General features: G+C 72.4%; 14 protein-coding genes. 7 read left to right on the top strand and 7 right to left on the bottom strand.

Features of this window, described 5'->3' with window-relative positions; translation table 11 throughout:
- Nucleotides 1–20: 20 nt before the first annotated feature.
- Complete coding sequence (locus tag H4W80_RS58015; RefSeq protein ID WP_192792828.1) at nt 21–1,550, top strand: heparinase II/III family protein; 1,530 nt, start codon at nt 21–23, stop codon at nt 1,548–1,550.
- Here the strand turns inward: H4W80_RS58015 and H4W80_RS64225 are convergent.
- From H4W80_RS64225 to H4W80_RS57995, 4 genes are read right to left on the bottom strand one after another with little or no spacing between them, the layout of a single operon-like run.
- The gene (locus H4W80_RS64225) at nt 1,497–3,620 is read right to left on the bottom strand and encodes an ABC transporter ATP-binding protein (RefSeq protein WP_318787564.1); all 2,124 of its coding nucleotides are present in this window, start codon (nt 3,618–3,620) and stop codon (nt 1,497–1,499) included. The genes H4W80_RS58015 and H4W80_RS64225 overlap by 54 nt on opposite strands.
- 22 nt (nt 3,621–3,642) lie before the next feature.
- Nucleotides 3,643–4,722 carry an ABC transporter permease gene (locus tag H4W80_RS58005; RefSeq protein ID WP_318787563.1) on the bottom strand — a complete coding sequence of 360 codons (1,080 nt, stop codon included), beginning with the start codon at nt 4,720–4,722 and terminating at the stop codon, nt 3,643–3,645.
- 12 nt (nt 4,723–4,734) lie between these two features.
- Complete coding sequence (locus H4W80_RS58000; RefSeq protein ID WP_192792826.1) at nt 4,735–5,724, bottom strand: ABC transporter permease; 990 nt, start codon at nt 5,722–5,724, stop codon at nt 4,735–4,737.
- Nucleotides 5,725–5,728: 4 nt separating this feature from the next.
- A complete protein-coding gene (locus H4W80_RS57995) occupies nt 5,729–7,726 on the bottom strand; it encodes an ABC transporter substrate-binding protein (protein WP_192792825.1) in 1,998 nt (665 codons plus the stop codon).
- A 271-nt stretch (nt 7,727–7,997) separates the two neighbouring features.
- On the opposite strand from H4W80_RS57995, the gene H4W80_RS57990 reads away from it, so the two are divergent.
- From H4W80_RS57990 to H4W80_RS57980, 3 genes are read left to right on the top strand one after another with little or no spacing between them, the layout of a single operon-like run.
- Complete coding sequence (locus H4W80_RS57990) at nt 7,998–9,872, top strand: DUF2264 domain-containing protein (protein ID WP_318787562.1); 1,875 nt, start codon at nt 7,998–8,000, stop codon at nt 9,870–9,872.
- The gene (locus tag H4W80_RS57985) at nt 9,856–10,905 is read left to right on the top strand and encodes a LacI family DNA-binding transcriptional regulator (protein ID WP_225964276.1); all 1,050 of its coding nucleotides are present in this window, start codon (nt 9,856–9,858) and stop codon (nt 10,903–10,905) included. Before H4W80_RS57990 ends, H4W80_RS57985 begins: the two co-directional genes overlap by 17 nt.
- On the top strand, nt 10,902–11,897 hold the full coding sequence (locus H4W80_RS57980; RefSeq protein ID WP_318787561.1) for a hydroxyacid dehydrogenase: 996 nt from the start codon (nt 10,902–10,904) through the stop codon (nt 11,895–11,897). The genes H4W80_RS57985 and H4W80_RS57980 overlap by 4 nt, the downstream gene beginning before the upstream one ends.
- Nucleotides 11,898–11,992: 95 nt before the next feature.
- Here H4W80_RS57980 and H4W80_RS57975 read toward each other — a convergent pair whose 3' ends face one another.
- Together H4W80_RS57975 and H4W80_RS57970 are read right to left on the bottom strand one after the other, a co-directional pair.
- A complete protein-coding gene (locus H4W80_RS57975) occupies nt 11,993–13,009 on the bottom strand; it encodes a class I mannose-6-phosphate isomerase (RefSeq protein WP_192792824.1) in 1,017 nt (338 codons plus the stop codon).
- A 10-nt stretch (nt 13,010–13,019) separates the two neighbouring features.
- Entirely contained in the window at nt 13,020–13,994 is a 975-nt protein-coding gene (locus H4W80_RS57970) for a DMT family transporter (protein WP_192792823.1), read from the bottom strand.
- Nucleotides 13,995–14,129: 135 nt separating this feature from the next.
- Between H4W80_RS57970 and H4W80_RS57965 the strand changes: the two genes are divergently transcribed.
- The 3 genes from H4W80_RS57965 to H4W80_RS57955 all read left to right on the top strand — a co-directional run bounded on the left by H4W80_RS57965 (nt 14,130) and on the right by H4W80_RS57955 (nt 17,115).
- Nucleotides 14,130–14,972, top strand: coding sequence for an AraC family transcriptional regulator (locus H4W80_RS57965; protein WP_192792822.1), 843 nt, complete (start codon nt 14,130–14,132; stop codon nt 14,970–14,972).
- A gap of 92 nt (nt 14,973–15,064) precedes the next feature.
- Complete coding sequence (locus H4W80_RS57960; protein WP_192792821.1) at nt 15,065–15,541, top strand: hypothetical protein; 477 nt, start codon at nt 15,065–15,067, stop codon at nt 15,539–15,541.
- 11 nt (nt 15,542–15,552) lie between these two features.
- On the top strand, nt 15,553–17,115 hold the full coding sequence (locus tag H4W80_RS57955) for a multicopper oxidase family protein (RefSeq protein WP_192792820.1): 1,563 nt from the start codon (nt 15,553–15,555) through the stop codon (nt 17,113–17,115).
- A gap of 123 nt (nt 17,116–17,238) precedes the next feature.
- Here the strand turns inward: H4W80_RS57955 and H4W80_RS57950 are convergent, their stop codons facing one another.
- Nucleotides 17,239–18,057 (bottom strand): MOSC domain-containing protein, encoded by an 819-nt coding sequence (locus tag H4W80_RS57950; RefSeq protein WP_192792819.1) that lies wholly within the window; start codon nt 18,055–18,057, stop codon nt 17,239–17,241.
- Between the last annotated feature and the right edge of the window lie 239 nt (nt 18,058–18,296).

Genomic DNA, 18,296 nt, shown 5'->3' with positions numbered 1-18,296 from the left:
CGTTCCTTATGATCGGATTTGTGCTGTCCGCTCTGGAACGCGAGATCCGCGAGGTCGCGGCGAGCGACGAACCGCTGCCCGCGCTGCCGTACACGGCCTTGCGCGAGTTCGGGCGCACGGGAGAGCGGCTGGGCTACGAGCGGCGCTACTTCGGCCGCCGCGCCAGGCTCGCGGCCCTGGGCCTGCTCGACGCTCCGGGGGACGCGCTCGACGACGTGGTGTGGGCGACCTGCGACGAGTACACGTGGGTGCTGCCCGCCCACCAGTCGATGCCCGTCGACCTGTTCGCCTGCGAGACCGCCCACACGCTGGCCGAGCTCGCCGGGCGGGTGGACCCGGTGGTCGGCGAGCGGGCCCGCGCCGAGGTCGGGAAACGGGTCCTCGATCGCTTCCTGGACCCGCGCCCCATGGAGTGGGAGGGGTTCGGCAACAACTGGGAGGCGGTGTGCGGGGGCGCCGCCGGGATGGCGGCGCTCGCCGTGCTGGACGACCCCGAGCCGGTGCTGGCGCGGTGCCGGGCCGCGATGCGGCGCTTCCTCGACGGGTACGGGGACGACGGCGGCTGCGTCGAAGGCGTCGCGTACTGGGTCTACGGGTTCGGCTACTTCGTCTACTTCGCCGAGGCGCTGCGCGAGCGCACCGGGGAGGATCTGCTCGACCATCCCAAGGTGGCCGCGATGGCCGCGTTCCCGCACCGGGTGCGCTTCGCCGACGGCGGGCACGTGCCGTTCTCGGACACGACGGACGACCCGTTCCTCCCGGCCGGCCTGCTCACCAGGCTGGCCGAGCGGTTCGGCACCCCCGGGCCGGACGGCGTGCCCTCCTTCCACGCCGACCACTGCTACCGGTGGGGCCACCTGTCCAGGACGCTCGCCTGGTCCCGCCCGGTGCGGTCGCGGCCGGTGGAGACCACCAGCTACCTGCCCGACCTGGCCTGGGTGGTGGACCGGGGAGAGCACGGCCACGGCTTCGCGGCCAAGGGCGGGCACAACGACGAGCCGCACAACCACGACGACCTGGGCCACTTCGTCCTGCGGGCCGGCGGCCGCAACGTGCTGGACGACCTGGGGGCCGGCGAGTACACGCGGGACTACTTCGGCGACCGGCGCCACGCCTTCCTGCACCCCTCGGCGGAGGGCCACTCGCTCCCGGTCGTCGGCGGCGTCCCCCAGCGCGGCGGGCGCGCCGAGGTGCTGGAGTACGCCGAGACGCCCGGCGGCCTGACCTTCGCGCTCGACCTCAGCTCCGCCTACCCGTCGCGCGTGGTCCGCCGCTTCCGCTGGCACCGCGACGGCCGGCTCGACCTGCGTGACGAGTTCACCGGCGACGTGCCGGTCGAGGAGGTGTTCATCAGCCGGATCCGCCCCGAGGCGCGCGGCGGCCGGGTGAGCTGGGACGGCCTGGTCACCCTCGACCATCCCGGGTTCGCGGCGACGGTCGAGACGCTCGCCACCCGCGACCATCACGGCCGCCCCGACACCGTCCACCGCCTGCGGCTACGCGTCCCGCCCGGCCATCGGGCCGTCGACCTCCGCTTCACGTGCCATTGACCCGACCCCGGCGAGGGTGAGCTCGGCCGCGTGGTGGCAGGCCGCCCGCCGCCCCTCGCCGTAGGCCCGCAGGTCGGGCACGTCAGTGCGGCACAGCCCGTCGCGGACGTGCGCGCACCGGGTGTGGAAGCGGCACCCGGGCGGCGGCGCGGCCGGGTCGGGCAGGTCGTCGGCGATCTCGTACGCGTGCCGCTCCCGCCGCCGCCCCGGGTCGGGCACCGGCACGGCGTGCAGCAACGCCTCCGTGTACGGGTGGCGCGGCTCCCGGTAGAGGCCGGCCGTGTCGGCGTCCTCCACGACCTTGCCCAGGTACATGACGGTGACCCGGTCGCTGATGTGCTCCACCACGGACAGGTCGTGCGAGATGAACAGGTACGTCAGCCCGAGCTCCTCCTGCAGGTCGGTGAGCAGGTTCAGGATCTGGGCGCGGACGGACACGTCCAGCGCGGAGACCGGTTCGTCGGCCACCACGAGCCGGGGCCCGGTGATCAGGGCACGGGCGATGTTGATGCGCTGCCGCTGCCCGCCGGAGAACGCGTGCGGGTAGCGCCGCATGTACTCCGGGCGGAGCCCGACGCGGGCCAGCATGTCCGCCACCCGGTCCGTCAGCTCGCCGCCGGAGGCGAGGCCGTGCGTCTTGAGGGGTTCGCCGACGATCTGCTTGAGCGTCATCCGGGGGTTGAGCGAGGAGAACGGGTCCTGGAAGATCACCCGGATCTCCCTCCTGAACTCCTTCAGCCGCGCCCCGGTCACCGTGGCGAGATCGACCTCCTCCCCCGACGCGGTCCGGTAGAGGATCCGCCCCGCGGTCGGGTCGGCCAGCCGCGCGACGCAGCGGCCGAGCGTGGTCTTCCCGCAGCCCGACTCCCCGACCAGGCCGAGCGTCCGGCCGGGCTGGATCGTCAGATCGACCCCGTCCACGGCGCGGACGACGCCCGTCGGCCGGCGGAACAGGCCGCCGCCGATCGGGTAGTGCTTGGCCAGCCCCTCGACCCTGAGCAGGGGTCCGGCCGTCCCGGCGGCGGGGGCGGCCCGCTCGGCGACCTGGAGCGCCACAGCGAGGGACTTGGCGGGGGGCTCGGCCGGGACCTCGTCGAGGTGGCAGGAGGCGACGTGCGCCTCGCCGTACCTCTTGAGCGGGGGCGGCGTGGTGTCGCAGAGCCCGTCGATCGCGTGGTCGCAGCGGGTGTGGAACGGGCACCCGTCCGGCACCCGGTGCAGCGACGGCACCATGCCGCGGATCGCGGTCAGCCGCCGGCGGGCCCCGCTGCCCCGCAGCTCCGGGATCGAGCGGAGCAGGGCGCGCGTGTACGGGTGGCGGGGGTCGGAGAAGATCTGCTCCACGGTGCCGTGCTCGACGACCTTGCCGAGGTACATCACGGCGACCTCGTCGGCGATCTCCGCGACCACGCCGAGGTCGTGGGTGATGAACAGGATCGCCATGTCGTTCTGCGCGCGTAGGTCCATCATCAGGTCGAGGATGCGCGCCTGGGTGGTGACGTCGAGCGCGGTGGTCGGCTCGTCGGCGATCAGCAGCGCCGGGTCGCAGCACAGTGCGATCGCGATCATGACGCGCTGGCACATGCCGCCCGACAGCTGGAACGGGTAGGCGTCGAAGCGCCGCCCGGCGTCGGGGATGCCGACCTTGCGCAGCAGCGCGACGCCTTCCTCCCGGGCCTCCTGCCTGGTCAGGTCGCGATGCAGCCGCAGGGCCTGGGAGAGCTGCGCGCCCACGGTGTACATGGGCGACAGGGACGCCATCGGCTCCTGGAAGATCATGCCGATCTCGCCGCCGCGCACCCGCCGGAGCTCCTCCCCGGCCGGGTCGAGCCCGGCCAGGTCGGTCGCGCCCTTCCAGCGGATCGAGCCCTCGACGATCCGGCCCGGCCGGTCCACGAGCTGCAGGATCGAGCGGGCGGTGACGGACTTGCCGCACCCCGACTCGCCGACCAGGCAGACGGTCCTGCCCGCCGGCACCGACAGGTCCACCCCGTCCACGGCCTTGAGCACGCCTTCCGAGGTGAAGAAGTGGGTGCGCAGCCCTTCGATGCCGAGCAGCGGCTCTGCCACGAGATCCTCCCGAAAAGGGGCGTCAGTGCTTGTACGGGTCGGCCGCGTCACGCAGGCCGTCGCCGAAGAAGTTCATGGCCAGCACGGTCACCACGACCGCGATGCCGGGGATCAGCATCCAGGGCGCGGTGGACACCGCCCGGATGTTCTGCGCCTCCTGCAGCAGCACGCCCCAGCTGATCATCGGGGTCTGCAGGCCGAGCCCGATGAACGACAGCGCGGTCTCGGCCAGGATCACCGACGGGATCGACAGCGACAGGTTGGCGATGATGTGGCTGGTGAACGACGGCAGCATGTGCCGGAACATGATGCGCAGGCGCCCGGCGCCGTCGGCGGTCGCGGCCATGACGTACTCCTCGCCGCGCACGGCGAAGAACTTGCCCCGCACCTCCCTGGCCATGCCGGTCCAGCCGACCAGCGAGATGACGACGGTGAGCGCGAAGTAGCGTTCGAGCTGGCTCCACGAGGCCGGCACGGCCGCGAACAGCGCCATCCACAGCGGGATCGTCGGGATCGACATGATGATCTCGATGACGCGCTGGATCACCGTGTCGGTCCGGCCGCCCACGTACCCGGAGACGCCGCCGAGCACGACGCCCAGCACCAGCGAGAGCAGCACGCCGACCAGCCCGATCGACATGGAGACCGTGGTGCCCTGGATGATCCTGGACAGCAGGTCGCGGCCGACCGAGTCGGTGCCCAGCAGGTACATGTTCCCCCCGCCCGAAGGGCCGATCAGGTGCCGGTCCCAGGGGATGAACCCGAGCAGCTCGTACGGCTCGCCCTTGACGAAGAACCCGACCGGCACCTTCTTGCCCTCGTCGGCCTCGAACGACAGCGCCAGCGTCTCCGGGTCCTGTTTGAAGGTGTACGGGTGGACGTACAGGCCCGTATCGGTGTCGAAGCGCAGCGCCTGCGGCGGGGCGTAGGTGTAGTCGGCGTTGGTCCTCTGGCCGGAGCCGGGGGCGAGGAACGGCGCGAAGACCGCCACCAGGTAGATGGCGACGGTGACGAAGCCGCAGACCAGCGCGACCCGGTGGCGCTTGAAGCCCCACCAGACGAGCTTCCACTGCGAGGCGACGGCGAGGGTCTCATCCTTCACGATCGGCCCCTCCTAGTACCTGAGCCGGACGCGCGGGTCCAGCCAGCCGAGCGCGACGTCGGAGACCAGCGTGCCGACCACCACCAGCACGGCGCTGATCAGCAGGATCGCTCCGGCCAGGTACATGTCCTGGGCGAGCAGCGCGCGCAGCATCAGCGGGCCGGTGGTCTGCAGGTTGAGCACCTTGGAGGTGATCGCGTCCGCCGCGATGAGGCCGGGCAGCACCCAGCCGATGGTGGAGAAGAACGGGTTCATCGCCACCCGCACCGGATACATGATCGTCATCTTCCGTTCGGGCATGCCGCGTGCCCTGGCCGCGACCACGTACGGCTTGCGCAGCTCGTCCAGCAGGTTGGCGCGCAGCACGCGGATGTTGCCCGCGGTGCCGGCCGTGCCCCAGATGACGATCGGGATCCACAGATGGGCCACCAGATCGCCCACCTTGGCCAGGCTCCACGGGGCGTCGCGGTACTCCGGCGACAGGATCCCGCCCGCGTTCAGGCCGAAGAACTTGAGCCCGATCCACATCAGCACCAGCGCGATCAGGAAGTTGGGTACGGCGAGCCCGAGATAGCCGAGGAAGGTGAAGGTGTAGTCGCCAGCGGAGTACTGCCGGATCGCGGAGTAGACGCCGATGGGGAACGACACCGCCCAGATGAAGACGAGCGTGACCAGCGACAGTGTGATCGTCAGCGGCAGCCGTTCGGCGAGCAGCGAGGTGACCGGCCGGGCGTAGTCGAAGGACTCGCCGAAGTCGCCGTGGAACAGGATGTTGGAGATCCACTGCCAGTACTGCACGATGACCGGCTGGTCCAGGCCGTAACGCTCGGTCAGCCGGGCCAGCTCGCCCGTGGGCACGGCGTCGCCCTGGGCGGCCCGCTGCGCGGTCAGCGTGGTCAGGTAGTCGCCCGGCGGGAGCTGGATCACCACGAACGTGACGACGGAGATGGCGACCAGCGTCGGGATGAGGACGAGGACGCGCCTGCCGAGGTAGCGCAGCATCGTCTCAGGCCCCGAAGTACCAGGTCGGCACGTTGACGGGCCCGGGAGAGAGGAACTGGAAGGCGTCGGGGTAGCTCGCCGGCACGTTCTTCAGCTTGTTGCTGACGATCGCGTAGCCGTCGGTGGGCAGCACGATTCCGATGGCGTAGAACTGCTCCTTGGCGATCGCGAGGATCTGCCGGAACAGCTCCTTGCGCCTGGCCTGGTCCGGCTCGGTCTGCATCTGCCAGTAGAGCTCCATCTGGCGCAGCGTCTGCGCGGGCGGCTTCTCCCCGTCCTCGCTCTTGCCGCGGGTCTGGAAGTACATGCCCCAGCGGGTGGCGTAGTTGGACTCCTCGCCGTTGGGGAACCACCAGCGCGGCTCGTCGATCTCGATGCGCAGGCCGCCGTCCCCGGCCCAGACATTCGCGTCGTGGTCGTTGGCCTTGGCCGACTTGCGGTCGTAGAACAGGGTGCGCTCGATCGGGTTGACCTTCATCTCGACGCCGACCGCCGCCCAGTTCTGGCGTACCATCTCGGCCGCGTTGGCCCACTCGGGGAACAGCGTGATCAGGTCGAGGGAGAAGCGCAGCCGGTCGCCGCCCGGCAGCAGGCGGAAGCCCTCGCCGTCCTTCTGGGTCAGCCCCGCCTTGTCGAGGTGCTGGTTGGCCAGGTTGACGTCGTACTGCGTGTACTGCTTGGCCATCTGCTCGTCGAAGAACTCCGAGTTGCGGTGCGGCGCCGCCTGCCAGGGCTCGCCCTGGCGCTGGTAGGCGGTGTTGATGATGTTCTGGCGGTCGATGGCGTGGGACAGGCCGACGCGGAAGTCCTTGTTCCTGAAGACCTCGCGCAGCTCCTTGTTCTTGTGGCACAGGTTCAGGGAGATGATCATCCGGTTCATGGTGGTCGGCTCCACCTTGGTGAAGTGGTAGCCGCCCTTCTGGCGTCCCTCGGCCAGCACCGGCTTGTTCACGTCGGAGTTGATGTGCCGGGCGTGGAAGTCGAGCTTGCCGTCCACGCCCTGGAGCAGCATCACCTCTGCTTCCTGGATGATCGCGAACTCCAGCCTGTCGATGTAGGGCAGCTGCGCGCCGCCGGAGTCGACCTTCCAGTAGTACGGGTTGCGCTCGGCCACCGCCCGGTCGCCGGTGTTGAGCGGGTCGGTCACCACCCACGCGTGCAGGGTGGGGCGTTCGGGGTTGTTCCACCACTTGATCCGGTTCTCCCAGTAGGCGGGGAACTCGCCGAACCCCTTCTTCTTCATGTCCTTCTCGACGTCCTTGTTGTACGCCGGGTGGAAGTCCTTCAGGTAGTGCTTGGGGAAGAAGCCGAAGTTGGTCCCGGTCCACGTGGCGATGCGGCAGCCGTCGACGAAGTCGCCCTTGGGCTTGGCGAAGGTGAGCTTGACCGTGTGGTCGTCGACCTTCTTCGCCTTGGCGCGCTCGCCGTCCACGTGCAGCAGCGGCGGCACGCCCCCGGGGGTGACCTGCTCGTTGAAGTAGACGTCCTCGATCGCGAACATCACGTCGTCCGCGGTGAACGGCTCGCCGTCCGACCAGCGCATGCCCTTGCGCATGTGGAGGGTGTACTCGGTGCCGTCGGCGTTGGCGCTGACCTCCTTGAACGTGCCCGGCAGCGTCGCCTTGCCGGCCGGGTCCACGCGCAGCATCGGCTCGTAGGCGATCAGGCGCTCCAGCCACGGGTCGTCGCCCTCGCCGAGGCAGGCGCCGTGGTACGTGCCGCCGAAGCCGCCCAGGCCCTCGGGCCCGTCCACGACCAGGCGGTCGGCCACCTCGGGCAGCCGTTCGGCGAGCGCGGGGAGCTTGCCCGCCTTGACCTGCTCGGCGAGCATCGGGGCCTCCAGCGGGCGGCCGGCCGGGGGCGCGCTCTTCGACGGCTGCGCGCCGCCCTGTGATCCGCCGCTGGTGCACGCCGACAGCGAGGTGGTGACGAGGAGGGCGCCGCCGCCGAGCCTGATCAGGTCGCGACGGCTGAGGCTGGGGGGATCGGGTCGATAGGCCATGTCGAGACTCCAAGAACGGCTGGGGGCGAAGGGCTTGGTAACCGGTTACTCGACAAGTTGCGCTGAACGTTAAAGCCGTTGACACGGTCGTCAAGACCCGTCCCTTGAACTCCGATTCCGGAAATGCCCGACTTAGCAGCGGGTTCACCACACGGCCCGGTGGAGTTGTTAGCATCTCGTTACCTTCGGCCGTGACGGCCCTTGACGGCGATTGTGGCGCGTGCGTATGTTCGGCCCGAGCCGACTAGTAACCGATTACCTGGAGGTAGTCGTGCGCGCTGACCGTCCTCGCGAGCACTGGGTGAAGGTGGCGGACGGGCTGCTCGACGCCGTGGTGCCGTACGCCTCCCCCGGTTTCGCGCAGTACCGGCTGCCGGGCCGGACGAGCTGGTCGGGGCCCGGCTCCGACGGGCTCGAAGGGTTCGCGCGCACCTTCCTGCTCGCCGCGTTCCGCCTCGCCGGCGACCCGGCCGGCGCGCCCGCCGGCCTGCTGGAGCGCTACGCCGACGGGCTCGCGCACGGCACGGACCCCGGCCACGAGCATGCCTGGCCGGCCATCACCGATCTCAACCAGACGATCGTGGAGGCCGCCTCGATCGCGATCGCGCTGCACGAGACCCGGCCGCTGCTGTTCGACCGGCTCGACCCCGGCGTCCGGGAGCGGGTGGTGTCCTGGCTGGGCGGGATCGTGGGCAAGCGCGCCTGGCCGTGCAACTGGGTGCTGTTCAAGGTGATCGTCGAGCAGTTCCTGGCCGGGGCCGGCGGGCCGTACGACCAGGCCGAGATCGACGGGCACCTCGCGGACGTGGAGCGCTGGTACGCCGGCGACGGCTGGTACACCGACGGCGCCGGGCAGAACTACGACTACTACTGCGGCTGGGCGATCCACCTCTACACGCTGTGGTGGGCGAGGATGTCGGGCGCCGACGCCACGGTCCACAAGGAGCGGCTGCGCACGTTCCTGGCCGGCTACCGGCACTTCTTCGCCCCCGACGGCGCACCCATGCACCAGGGCAGGTCGCTCACGTACCGGATGGCGAGCCTGGCCCCGCTCTGGCTCGGCGCGATCTTCGACGCCTCCCCCGTCGAGCCGGGGACCACGCGCCTGATGGCGGGCCGCACGCTCGACCACTTCGCCGCCCATGGCGTGCCCGACGAGCGCGGCCTGCTCAGCCTGGGGTGGCACCGGCCGCACCTGCCGACGACCCAGGGCTACTCGGGCCCGGCGTCGCCGTACTGGGCGAGCAAGGGCTTCCTGGGCCTGCTGCTCGGCCCGGAGCACCCGGTCTGGACGGCCCCGGCCACCGCGCCCGGCGACGGCGACCTCGCGCTGGCCCTGCCCGCGCCCGGCTGGCTCCTGCACCGCACCGACGGGGTCACCCGCCTGGTCAACCACGGCAGCGACGGCAACGACCCCGACAGCGCCAAGGACGACCCGCACTACGCCAAACTCGGCTACTCCACGCACACCGCGCCCGAGACCGGCCCCGGCGGCCGGGCCGAGAACGTCGACAACCACCTCGCCGTGCTCCTCCCCGACGGGCGCGCCACCCGCCGCCGCCGCATCGAGCGCATCGGCATCGCCCACGGCTTCGCCGCCTCCCGCTACGCCGACGGCGAGGTCGTCGTGGAGACCGCCTCCGTGCTCGACGGCCCGTGGGAGGTACGCGTGCACCGCGTGACCGCGCCGGCGGGCAGCGTGGTCCGCGACGGCGGCCACGCCCTCGCCTCCGGCGAGCCCTGCGCGGTCACCCTGGCCGGGCCCACCGCGTCCGTGGCGACCGGCCTGGTGCGCGGCCGTGTGAGCGACTTGGCGAACGACCTGGAGACCGGCCTGGTGAGCGAGATCGCCGGGCTGCACGGCTGGCGCACCGCGCAGGCGGCGCTGCGCCAGGACGAGAACGCGTTCGGCCCGCACTCCGCCACGCCGTACCTGGTCGGCGCCCACCCGGGCGGCGCCGCGGTCTACGTCTCGGCGGTGCGGCTGGGCCGCGGCTCCTCCGCGCAGGCGCCGGATATCCATGTGAAGGGCGACCAGGTCTCGTGGAATGATGCCGCTGGATCAAGGGTCACGGTCGCGCTCGGCCGCGAGCCCGGCTACACCCGCAACGGACCCGTGGGGGAGCGCGTTGTCTGGACCGGCTAAACGCGTCACCATCCGCGACGTCGCCAAGCACGCCGGGGTCTCGGTGGCGACCGTCTCGCGCACCCTGGCCGGCGACTACCCGGTGCAGCCGAGCACCCGGCACAAGGTGCTGCGCGCGGTGCGCGAGCTGGACTACGTGCCGAACGCCCAGGCCAGGGCGCTGTCCGTGGCCTCGCCCGGAGCCGTGGCGATCGTCGTCAACTCGGTGTCCGTGCCCTACTACGCCTTCATCGCCCAGGGCGTGGAGGAGCAGGCCGCCGCCGAGGGGCGCCTGTCGCTCATCTGCACCACCGGCGGCGACATGGAGCGCGAGCTCAGCATCGTCCAGATGATGCGCGAGCAGCGGGCCGAGGCGGTGATCCTGGTGGGCAGCGTGATCCTGGACGACGACTACCGCGAACGCATGACGCGCTACGCCCACGCGCTGGCCTCCTCGGGCTCGCGCCTGGTGCTGTGCGGCCGGCCGCCGCTCGGCGAGGGGGTCCCGGCGCTCACCGTCGGGTTCGACAACAGGGGCGGAGCCCACGCGGTCACCGCCCACCTGCTGTCGGCCGGGCACCGGCGCATCCTCTACCTGGGGCTGCGCCCCGGGCACACCACGTCCGACAGCCGCGTGGCTGGTTACCGCGCTGCTCTCGCCGACCACGGGCTCGGCCACGACCCGGCGCTCGAGGTGCCCTGCGACTTCGACCGGGCTGCCGGGTACGCGGCCATGAAGCGGCGGCTCGCCGCCGGGCACGACGACTTCACCGCGGTCTTCGCCGCCACCGACGTGATCGCCGCCGGGGCCGTCCAGGCGATCCACGAGCACGGCCTGCGCATCCCCGAGGACGTCTCCGTCGTCGGCTACGACGACGTGCCCCCGGCCGAGGACATCGGGCTGACCACCGTCCACCTGCCGCACGCGGAGCTGGGCCGGGCCGCCGTACGCCTCGCTCTGTCCGGCAAGGACCCGCTGGCCGAGCCGCCGATCACGCTCGGCACCCACATCGTGGTCAGGAGCTCGGTGGGGCGCCTGCGGAGCGTGCGGTGAGAGCCGCCTTCGCGATGCACGGCGCGTTGTTCGGCGAGATCTTCCCCGATGACGTGCGCGAACGGCTGGACGGGCTGGTCGAGGCCCCCGACGCCGTGCTGCCCCACCTCGGGGGGGCGCTCGCCGACGTGGAGGTGCTGATCACCGGCTGGGGGTGCCCCCGCATCGACGCGGCCGTTCTGGAGCGCGCGCCCAGGCTGCGGGCCATCGCGCACGCCGCCGGCAGCGTCAAGGGGCACGTCACCGCCGAGGTGTTCCGGCGGGGCATCGTCGTGTCGTCGGCCGCCGCGGCCAACGCGGTGCCCGTGGCCGACTACACGATCTCGATGCTGGTCCTGGCCGCCAAGTCGGTGCCGCGCCGGATCCACGCCTACGCGACGGGCGGCTGGCCGGACGGTCCCCGCCCCGGCGGCGTGCCGGCTCCCGGCGAGCGCGCGGGGCTCGGCGCCGCCACCGTCGGCGTCATCGGCGCCTCACGCGTCGGCCGCCTGGTGATCGAGCGGCTCAGACCGTACGGGGTGACCCCGCTGCTCAACGACCCCTACCTGGACGCCCGCCAGGCCCGCGAGCTCGGCTGCGAGCCGGTCGGGCTCGACGACCTGTGCCGCCGCGCCGACCTGGTGACGGTACACGCGCCCGCGCTGCCCGAGACGTACCGGCTGCTGGACAAGCGCCGCCTCGGCCTGCTGCCGGACGGCGCCACGCTGATCAACACCGCTCGCGGCACGCTCGTCGACACCGAGGCGCTCACCGGCGAGTGCGTGTCCGGCAGGCTCAACGCGATCCTCGACGTCACCGACCCCGAGCCGCTGCCGGCGGGCCATCCCCTGCTGTCCGCGCCCGGGGTCTGGGTGACCCCGCACGTCAGCGGCGCGCGGGGCAGGGAGCTGCGCGCGCTGGGAGAGTACGCGGTGGGCGAGGTCGAACGGTTCGTCACGGGACGGCCGCTGCACGGCCAGGTCCGCCTCACCGACCTCCCCCGGATCGCCTGACTCCGGCCCCCGGTGCCGTCCACCGGCCCCGGGTCACCTGGCCCCGATCCCCGGTGCCGCCCCGGTGCCGACGTGGCGTCCTGGGGCGGCCTCGTTCACGCCGCCTTGCAGCGCACCGCCGAGACGTCGCCGCGCAGCGTGCACCGCCCGGCCGCGTACGGGACGAGCAGCGTGTCCCCTGCGGCGACCGGGACCGGCTCGCCGTGCTCGCACTCGACGGTGCCGGCACCGGCCGTGATCACGACGACCGAGTAAGCCGGCTCCAGCACGCTGACCGGATCGGGACGCAGCCGCTCGGCCGCGAAGAACTCGTCGGCGAGCTCGGCGAACAGCCGCCGGACCCCCGGCCGGGCGTCGGCCGCCTGGCGGCGGTCGCGGCCCAGCTCGGCGAGCCGTTCGCCGCCCCAGCCGCTCCTGTCGACGCAGGCGAGCGCCTGGTCGTAGCCGAGCCCGAGGTGCCCGGCGGCCGGGCCGTCGACGTCGAAGCCCGCCCACTCCAGCAGCACGGAGAAGTCGGTCGGCTCCTGCACCTCGACCATGAGGACCCCGGCCCCGATGGCGTGCGGCAGGCCCGCGGGGCAGAGGATGGCGTCGCCGGCCCGCACCGGCACCCGGTTGGTGGCGTCGAGCATCCGGTCGATCCGCTGGTCCGCGACCCAACCGGCCAGCTCGCCCGGCTCGACGTCCCTGGCGAAGCCGAGGTGCACCGCCGCCCCCGGCTCGGCCGAGACGATCACCCATGCCTCGGTCTTCCCGTACGGCGAGGCCAGATGGGAGGCGGCGAACCGGCGGTCGGGATGCACGTGCAGGGGCAGGCGTTCGCCCGCGTCGAGCAGCTTCACCAGGATCGCCGGGTCGGCGCCGTGCTCCGCGACGTGCCGCTCCCCCAACCACCACACCGGATCGGTGGCGATCGCCTCGGCCAGCGACCGGCCGTCGGGCAGCGTGGTCAGCCCCGCGGGCGCCGCGCCGAACCGGCTCGTGGTCGAGGCGATCCAGTCCTCCGGATAGTACGGATCATCGGCGGGACGGACGCCGCGGAACCTGCCGATGCGGCCCTCACCCCGGTAGAACGAGCGGGGCGTGTTGGCAGGCAGCCGGTAAATGGTCATAGGCCCCCAATCATGCCAGGTGCCCGCCTCGACGTTCGGGCCCGGGTTCTGGAGCGACGGCCCGCCGCCGTGCCGGGAGCCTGCCCTGGGTGACGGCGAGGACGGCGCCGACGAGCAGCACGGCCGCGCCCACCGCCTGCACGGTGCCGAACGACTCGCCCAGGAACAGGGCGGAGCACGCGGTCCCGACGACGGGCACGACGAACATCATGATCGACGCCGACGCCGGCCCCACGTCGCGGATGCCCCGGTAGTACAGCAGGTTCGCCACCGCGGTCGGGCCGAGCGCCACGAAGACCACGTTCAGCCAGACGTAGGCGGGCACGTCCTGCCAGGCGACCTCGGCGGCCGACGGCGCGCTGTAGATCGCCAGGAGCACCGCCCCGCTCACCGTCGCGTACGTCGTCGCCTTGAGCGGGTCGATGCCCGCGAGCACGCGGCGGCCGGTCAGCGTGAACGCCGCCCAGCAGCAGGCGCTCAGCAGGAAGAGCAGGTCCCCGGCGAGCCGGCCCTGGCCCGCGCCCGCCTCCCCGCCCGAGCCCACGAAGAAGACCACGGCGCCGGCCGCGCCGATCGCCAGCCCCGCCACCCGCGCCGCCGACGCCCGCTCCTGGCCCATGACCAGCAGGAACGACGTGGTCAGCACCGGGCTCATGACCGGGACGATGGTGCTCCCGTCGATCGCCGGAGCCAGCGACAGCCCCCAGAAGAACAGCACGTTGTAGACGAAGACGCCCAGCACGCCCGCGCCGGCCGCCCGCGCCCAGTCGCGCAGGGGCGGCCGCCGGCGGCCGCCGGGCTGCCGGGAGAGCCGCAGGGCGACCAGCAGCGCCAGGGCTCCACCGCCGAAGCGCAGGGTCGCGACCACCGAGTGGGGCAGGTGGTCGACGATCACCTTGGAGGCGCTGAAGCCACTCCCCCACAGCAGCATCGTGGTGACCAGCAGAAGGTACGGCCGGGTGCCGCTCGTTACAGTGCTTGCCATGGGTTCACCTCCGCAACACGCCGGTCCGCGCCGGACAACAGAGGAGACGGGCGCGGCGGCGGCGATCCAGCCTGCGCCCGGGGCGCGATGCCGGTCTTGTACGCTCGTGCGCGGCGGCGACCGGATGGTGAGGCGATGACCGGAAAGGGCCGCAAGGAGTGGGCCAGCTACTGGCGCGCGGACGGGATGCCGCTGGAGGCCATGTACGCGAGCTTCCTGCGCCACCGCTACCACCGGCACAGCCACGAGACCTTCTCCTTCGGCGTCACCGAGCACGGCGCGCAGACCTTCACCTGCCGTGGCGCCGGGCACACGAGCGCGGCCGGGATGGTGATGGCGTTCAACCCGGACGAGGTGCACGACGGGCACGCGGCCCACGAGCTGGGCTTCACCTACCGGATCGTGCACATCGGCCAGGACCTGATCACCGACGTGCTCCAGGACCTGACCGGGCGCCCCGCCGGGCTGCCCCTGTTCGCCGCGCCGGTCCTCGGCTCACCCGTGCTCGCTGAGCGGCTGCGCCGGCTGCACACCGCGCTGCAGCACGGCGCCGGCCCGCTCGAGCGCGACGAGCTGCTCTCCTCCACCGTCGCCGCCCTCGTACACCTGGCCGCGCGCACGCCGCCCAGACCGCCCGCCGCCCTCGGCGCGCCCGCCGCCACCTGGCTGGCCGCCAGGGCGCGCGAGCTGATCCACGACCGCCACACCGAACCGATCAGCGCCGACGACCTCGCGGCCTGGACCGGCTCCAGCCGGTACGCCGTCTACCGGGCCTTCCGCACGGCCTACGGGCTCGCGCCCAGCGAGTATCAGCGCCAGCTGCGGCTGCGCGCCGCCCGCCGCCTGCTCGCCCAGGGCCATCCGGCGGCCCGGGTGGCCGTCGAGGCCGGGTTCACCGACCAGGCGCATCTCACCCGCTGGTTCACCCGCTCGTACGGCGTCACGCCCACCCAGTATCGACTGGCACGACCGGTCTGACCTCTTCTCAGTCCGTCCCAAGTCTGCCACCATTCCGCCCCAAGTCACCCTCCCTAACGTGACTCGCGACAACACCGGACAGGGAGGGTGCGATGAAACACGTCTACAAGGTCTTGGCCTACCTGGTGGCGATCGAGGTCGCCGTGCAGGCGTCGATGGTGGTCTGGGCCGACGCCGGGCTCGGCCTGTGGGTCGAAGGGGGCGGCGTGGTCGACAAGACGCTCATGGAGAGCGGCGAGCCGCCGTTCGCCGAGGGCCTCGGGCTCATGGTCCACGGCATGAACGGGATCTTCGTCATCCCGGTCCTCGCGCTGCTCCTGCTGATCTCCTCGTTCTGGGCGAAGCTCCCCGGGGCCGTGAAGGCGGCCGGGCTGGTGCTGCTGCTGGTCGTCCTGCAGATCGCCTTCGGCCTCGTCGGCCACAGCATCCCGATGGTGGGCCTCGTCCACGGCCTCAACGCGCTGCTGCTGTTCACCGCGGCGCTCTACGCGGCGCGCCGGGGCCCTGCCGTGAATCCTGCCGTGAGCCCGGCCGCCGTGCCGGGGTCGCAGCACGCGGCCCGCGGCTGACGGAGCGTCCCGTGCGTCGCAACCGCCCGGGTCGCGGCCGGGTCCGCACCGCCGTCGCGTGCGCCGCGACGGCGGCCGTGCTCGGGCCGCTGATCTGGCTCTGGCAGGCCAGCCTGCTGCCGTCCGCGTACTCCGTCATGGACATGGGGTACGCGGACTACGGCGGCGGGCCTCAAGGCTCCCACGGGTCGCACTCGACGGGCGGCGCCGCGGCCCATTCGACGGGCGGCGCCGCGGCCCACCACGGGGCACGTCCGACGGGCGGCGCCGCGGCCCATCACGGCGGGCGGGACGTGACGGAACTGGTCGCCGACGCGGACCGCCCGGCCGACGTCACGGTGACCGTGGTGGCCCGCAAGCAGCGCTTCCGGCTGGCCTCCGGCCGCGCCTTCGACGGCTACACGCTCAACGGGCAGTCGCCCGGCCCGGTCATCAAGGCCGTCCAGGGCCAGCTGGTCCAGGTCCGGCTGGTCAACGAGTCGGTGCCGGGCGGCATCACGCTGCACTGGCACGGCGTCGACGTGCCCAACGCCGCGGACGGCGTCGCGGGCGTCACCCAGGACGCGGTCGGCATCGGCAAGGAGTTCACCTACCGGTTCGTCGCCGACCGCGCGGGCACCTTCTGGTACCACTCGCACCAGATGTCGCACGAACAGGTCCGCGGCGGCCTGCTCGGAGCGCTGGTCGTCGCACCGGGCAGCAAGGAGCAGGCGAAGGACGTCGTGGCACTGGTGCACCTGTACGGAGGCGTCCGCACCGTCAACGGGCGCGAGGGCGACCTCCATGTCGAGGCGGCGCCCGGCGCGCGGACAAGGGTGCGGGTGATCAACACCGAGTACGGCGTCATGCCGGCCTGGGTGAGCGGCGCGCCGTACCGGCTCGTGGCCGTGGACGGCACCGAGGTCAGCGGGCCCGCACCGGTGCGGGACCAGGCGGTCGCGGTGGCCGCAGGCGGACGCGCCGACCTGGAGGTCACCATGCCCGCGGACGGCTCCCCCGTGCGGATCCACCTCGGCGGCCCCGCCGGCGTCGTGCTCGGCTCGACGTCGTACGACGCGCCCCCGGTGCCGCGACCGGCGGCGACGCTCGACCCGCTCACCTACGGCACCCGGGCGCCGCTCGGGTTCGACCCGGCCGAGGCCGACCGGCGCTTCGACTACGACGTGGGCCGCCGCCCCGGCTTCCTCGACGGGGTCCCCGGCGTGTGGTGGACGATCAACGGCCACCTCTATCCCGACGTGCCCATGTTCCACGTGAGCGAGGGTGACGTGGTGCGGATGCGCATCTCCAACAACAGCGGCGAGGCGCATCCCATGCACCTGCACGGCCACCACGCGGTGGTGCTCACGCGCGACGGCGTGGCCGCCACCGGCAGCCCGTGGTGGGTGGACTCCCTCGAGGTCGGGATCGGCCAGACGTACGAGATCGCGTTCGTCGCCGACAACCCCGGCGTCTGGATGGACCACTGCCACAACCTGCCCCACGCCTCCGAAGGGCTCACGGCCCATCTGATGTACGAGGGGGTAACCACCCGCTTCACCGTCGGCGGCCCGGCCGGCAACAAGCCCGAGTGAGCCCTAACGGGCGTCCGCCACTCCGCGCGCTCGAACGTCACCGGCAGCGTCTTGACGCGCCGCCGGCAGTCGGCAGCGGCCGGACAGCGCCTCGGTCCGCGCGGACCCGCGCTTCCGGTCCGGTCAGCGGGCGCTGACCGGATCGCCCACCCGGATCGTGCCCAGGTCGAGGGGGACGAGGCGGATGCCGAACCAGGTCCTGCCGTCCCACTTGCGGTGCCGGGCCAGCGTCCGCAGCGGCTCCTTGCCCTTCTCCTGGGTCTCCGGATCGATCGTCGTCACCGCGCAACGGTCGCAGATCTCCGAGACCCGGAAGGGGACGGCGCCTATCCGCACCTCGCGCCAGCCGTCCTCCGCGAAGGGCTCCGCGCCCGCGACGATCGCGCTGGGACGGAACCGTACCCGCGACAACGGCCCGGGCGGCTCCTCCCCGTGCCTGGCGGCCTCCTCGGCCAGCCAGCCGTCCAGGGCGAGCGCGGACGACTCCGAGACGAGCAGCAGCGGCGCGTCCCACGCGAAGCTCACCACCTCACCCGGCAACCCACCGTGCGCCGGGTCGATCGACCGCCCCAGGGGGTCGTCCAGCCACACCAGCCGGGCCGGACGTCCCAGCAGCTCGCTGAACCAGGCGTGCGCGGCGTCGTCGGCGAGCACCGCCTTGTCCAGGCCGGTGAAACCGACCGGCGTGGCCGCGCCGGTGGCGGGCGGCACGGTCAGGGGCTCCATGCCGCGTGCCGCGAGCCGGAGACCGTCCTCGTCGGTGGGGTGCGCGGCCACGGACGCCAGGCGCGGGTACTCGCCCAGCCACAGATTGTCGCCCTGCTCGTCGACGACCGCCCACCGCCGGTCCCCGTCCAGGCCCCAAGGGTGAACGACCGCCTCGGACCGCGCCCAACCCTGACCCGATTTCAGCGGATAAATCAGGATTTGATCAAGGATCACTACCCAAGCTTATCCGGTTCAGTATCCGGCGTCAGGAGGCAAATGCGTCTCCGTTCCCGCTCCAGGCTGATGCGAAGGCCGGGCGTCCGAGGCCGATCGGGCGTCGTGCCGCATCGGGGGCACTCGGCCTCGTCCAGCGTGATCACGTGGTCGGCCAGACAGGTGAGGGGGGCTCACTTGTGTCATGGGCGGGAGATTAGAGATCATCACCGACAAAGCGGTTCACAAGATCGAGTCGG

The organism is Nonomuraea angiospora (genome assembly GCF_014873145.1).
Lineage (GTDB): Bacteria > Actinomycetota > Actinomycetes > Streptosporangiales > Streptosporangiaceae > Nonomuraea > Nonomuraea angiospora.
Note: the sequence above shows the minus strand (reverse complement) of the source record. Positions and strands in the feature narration are given on the sequence as shown.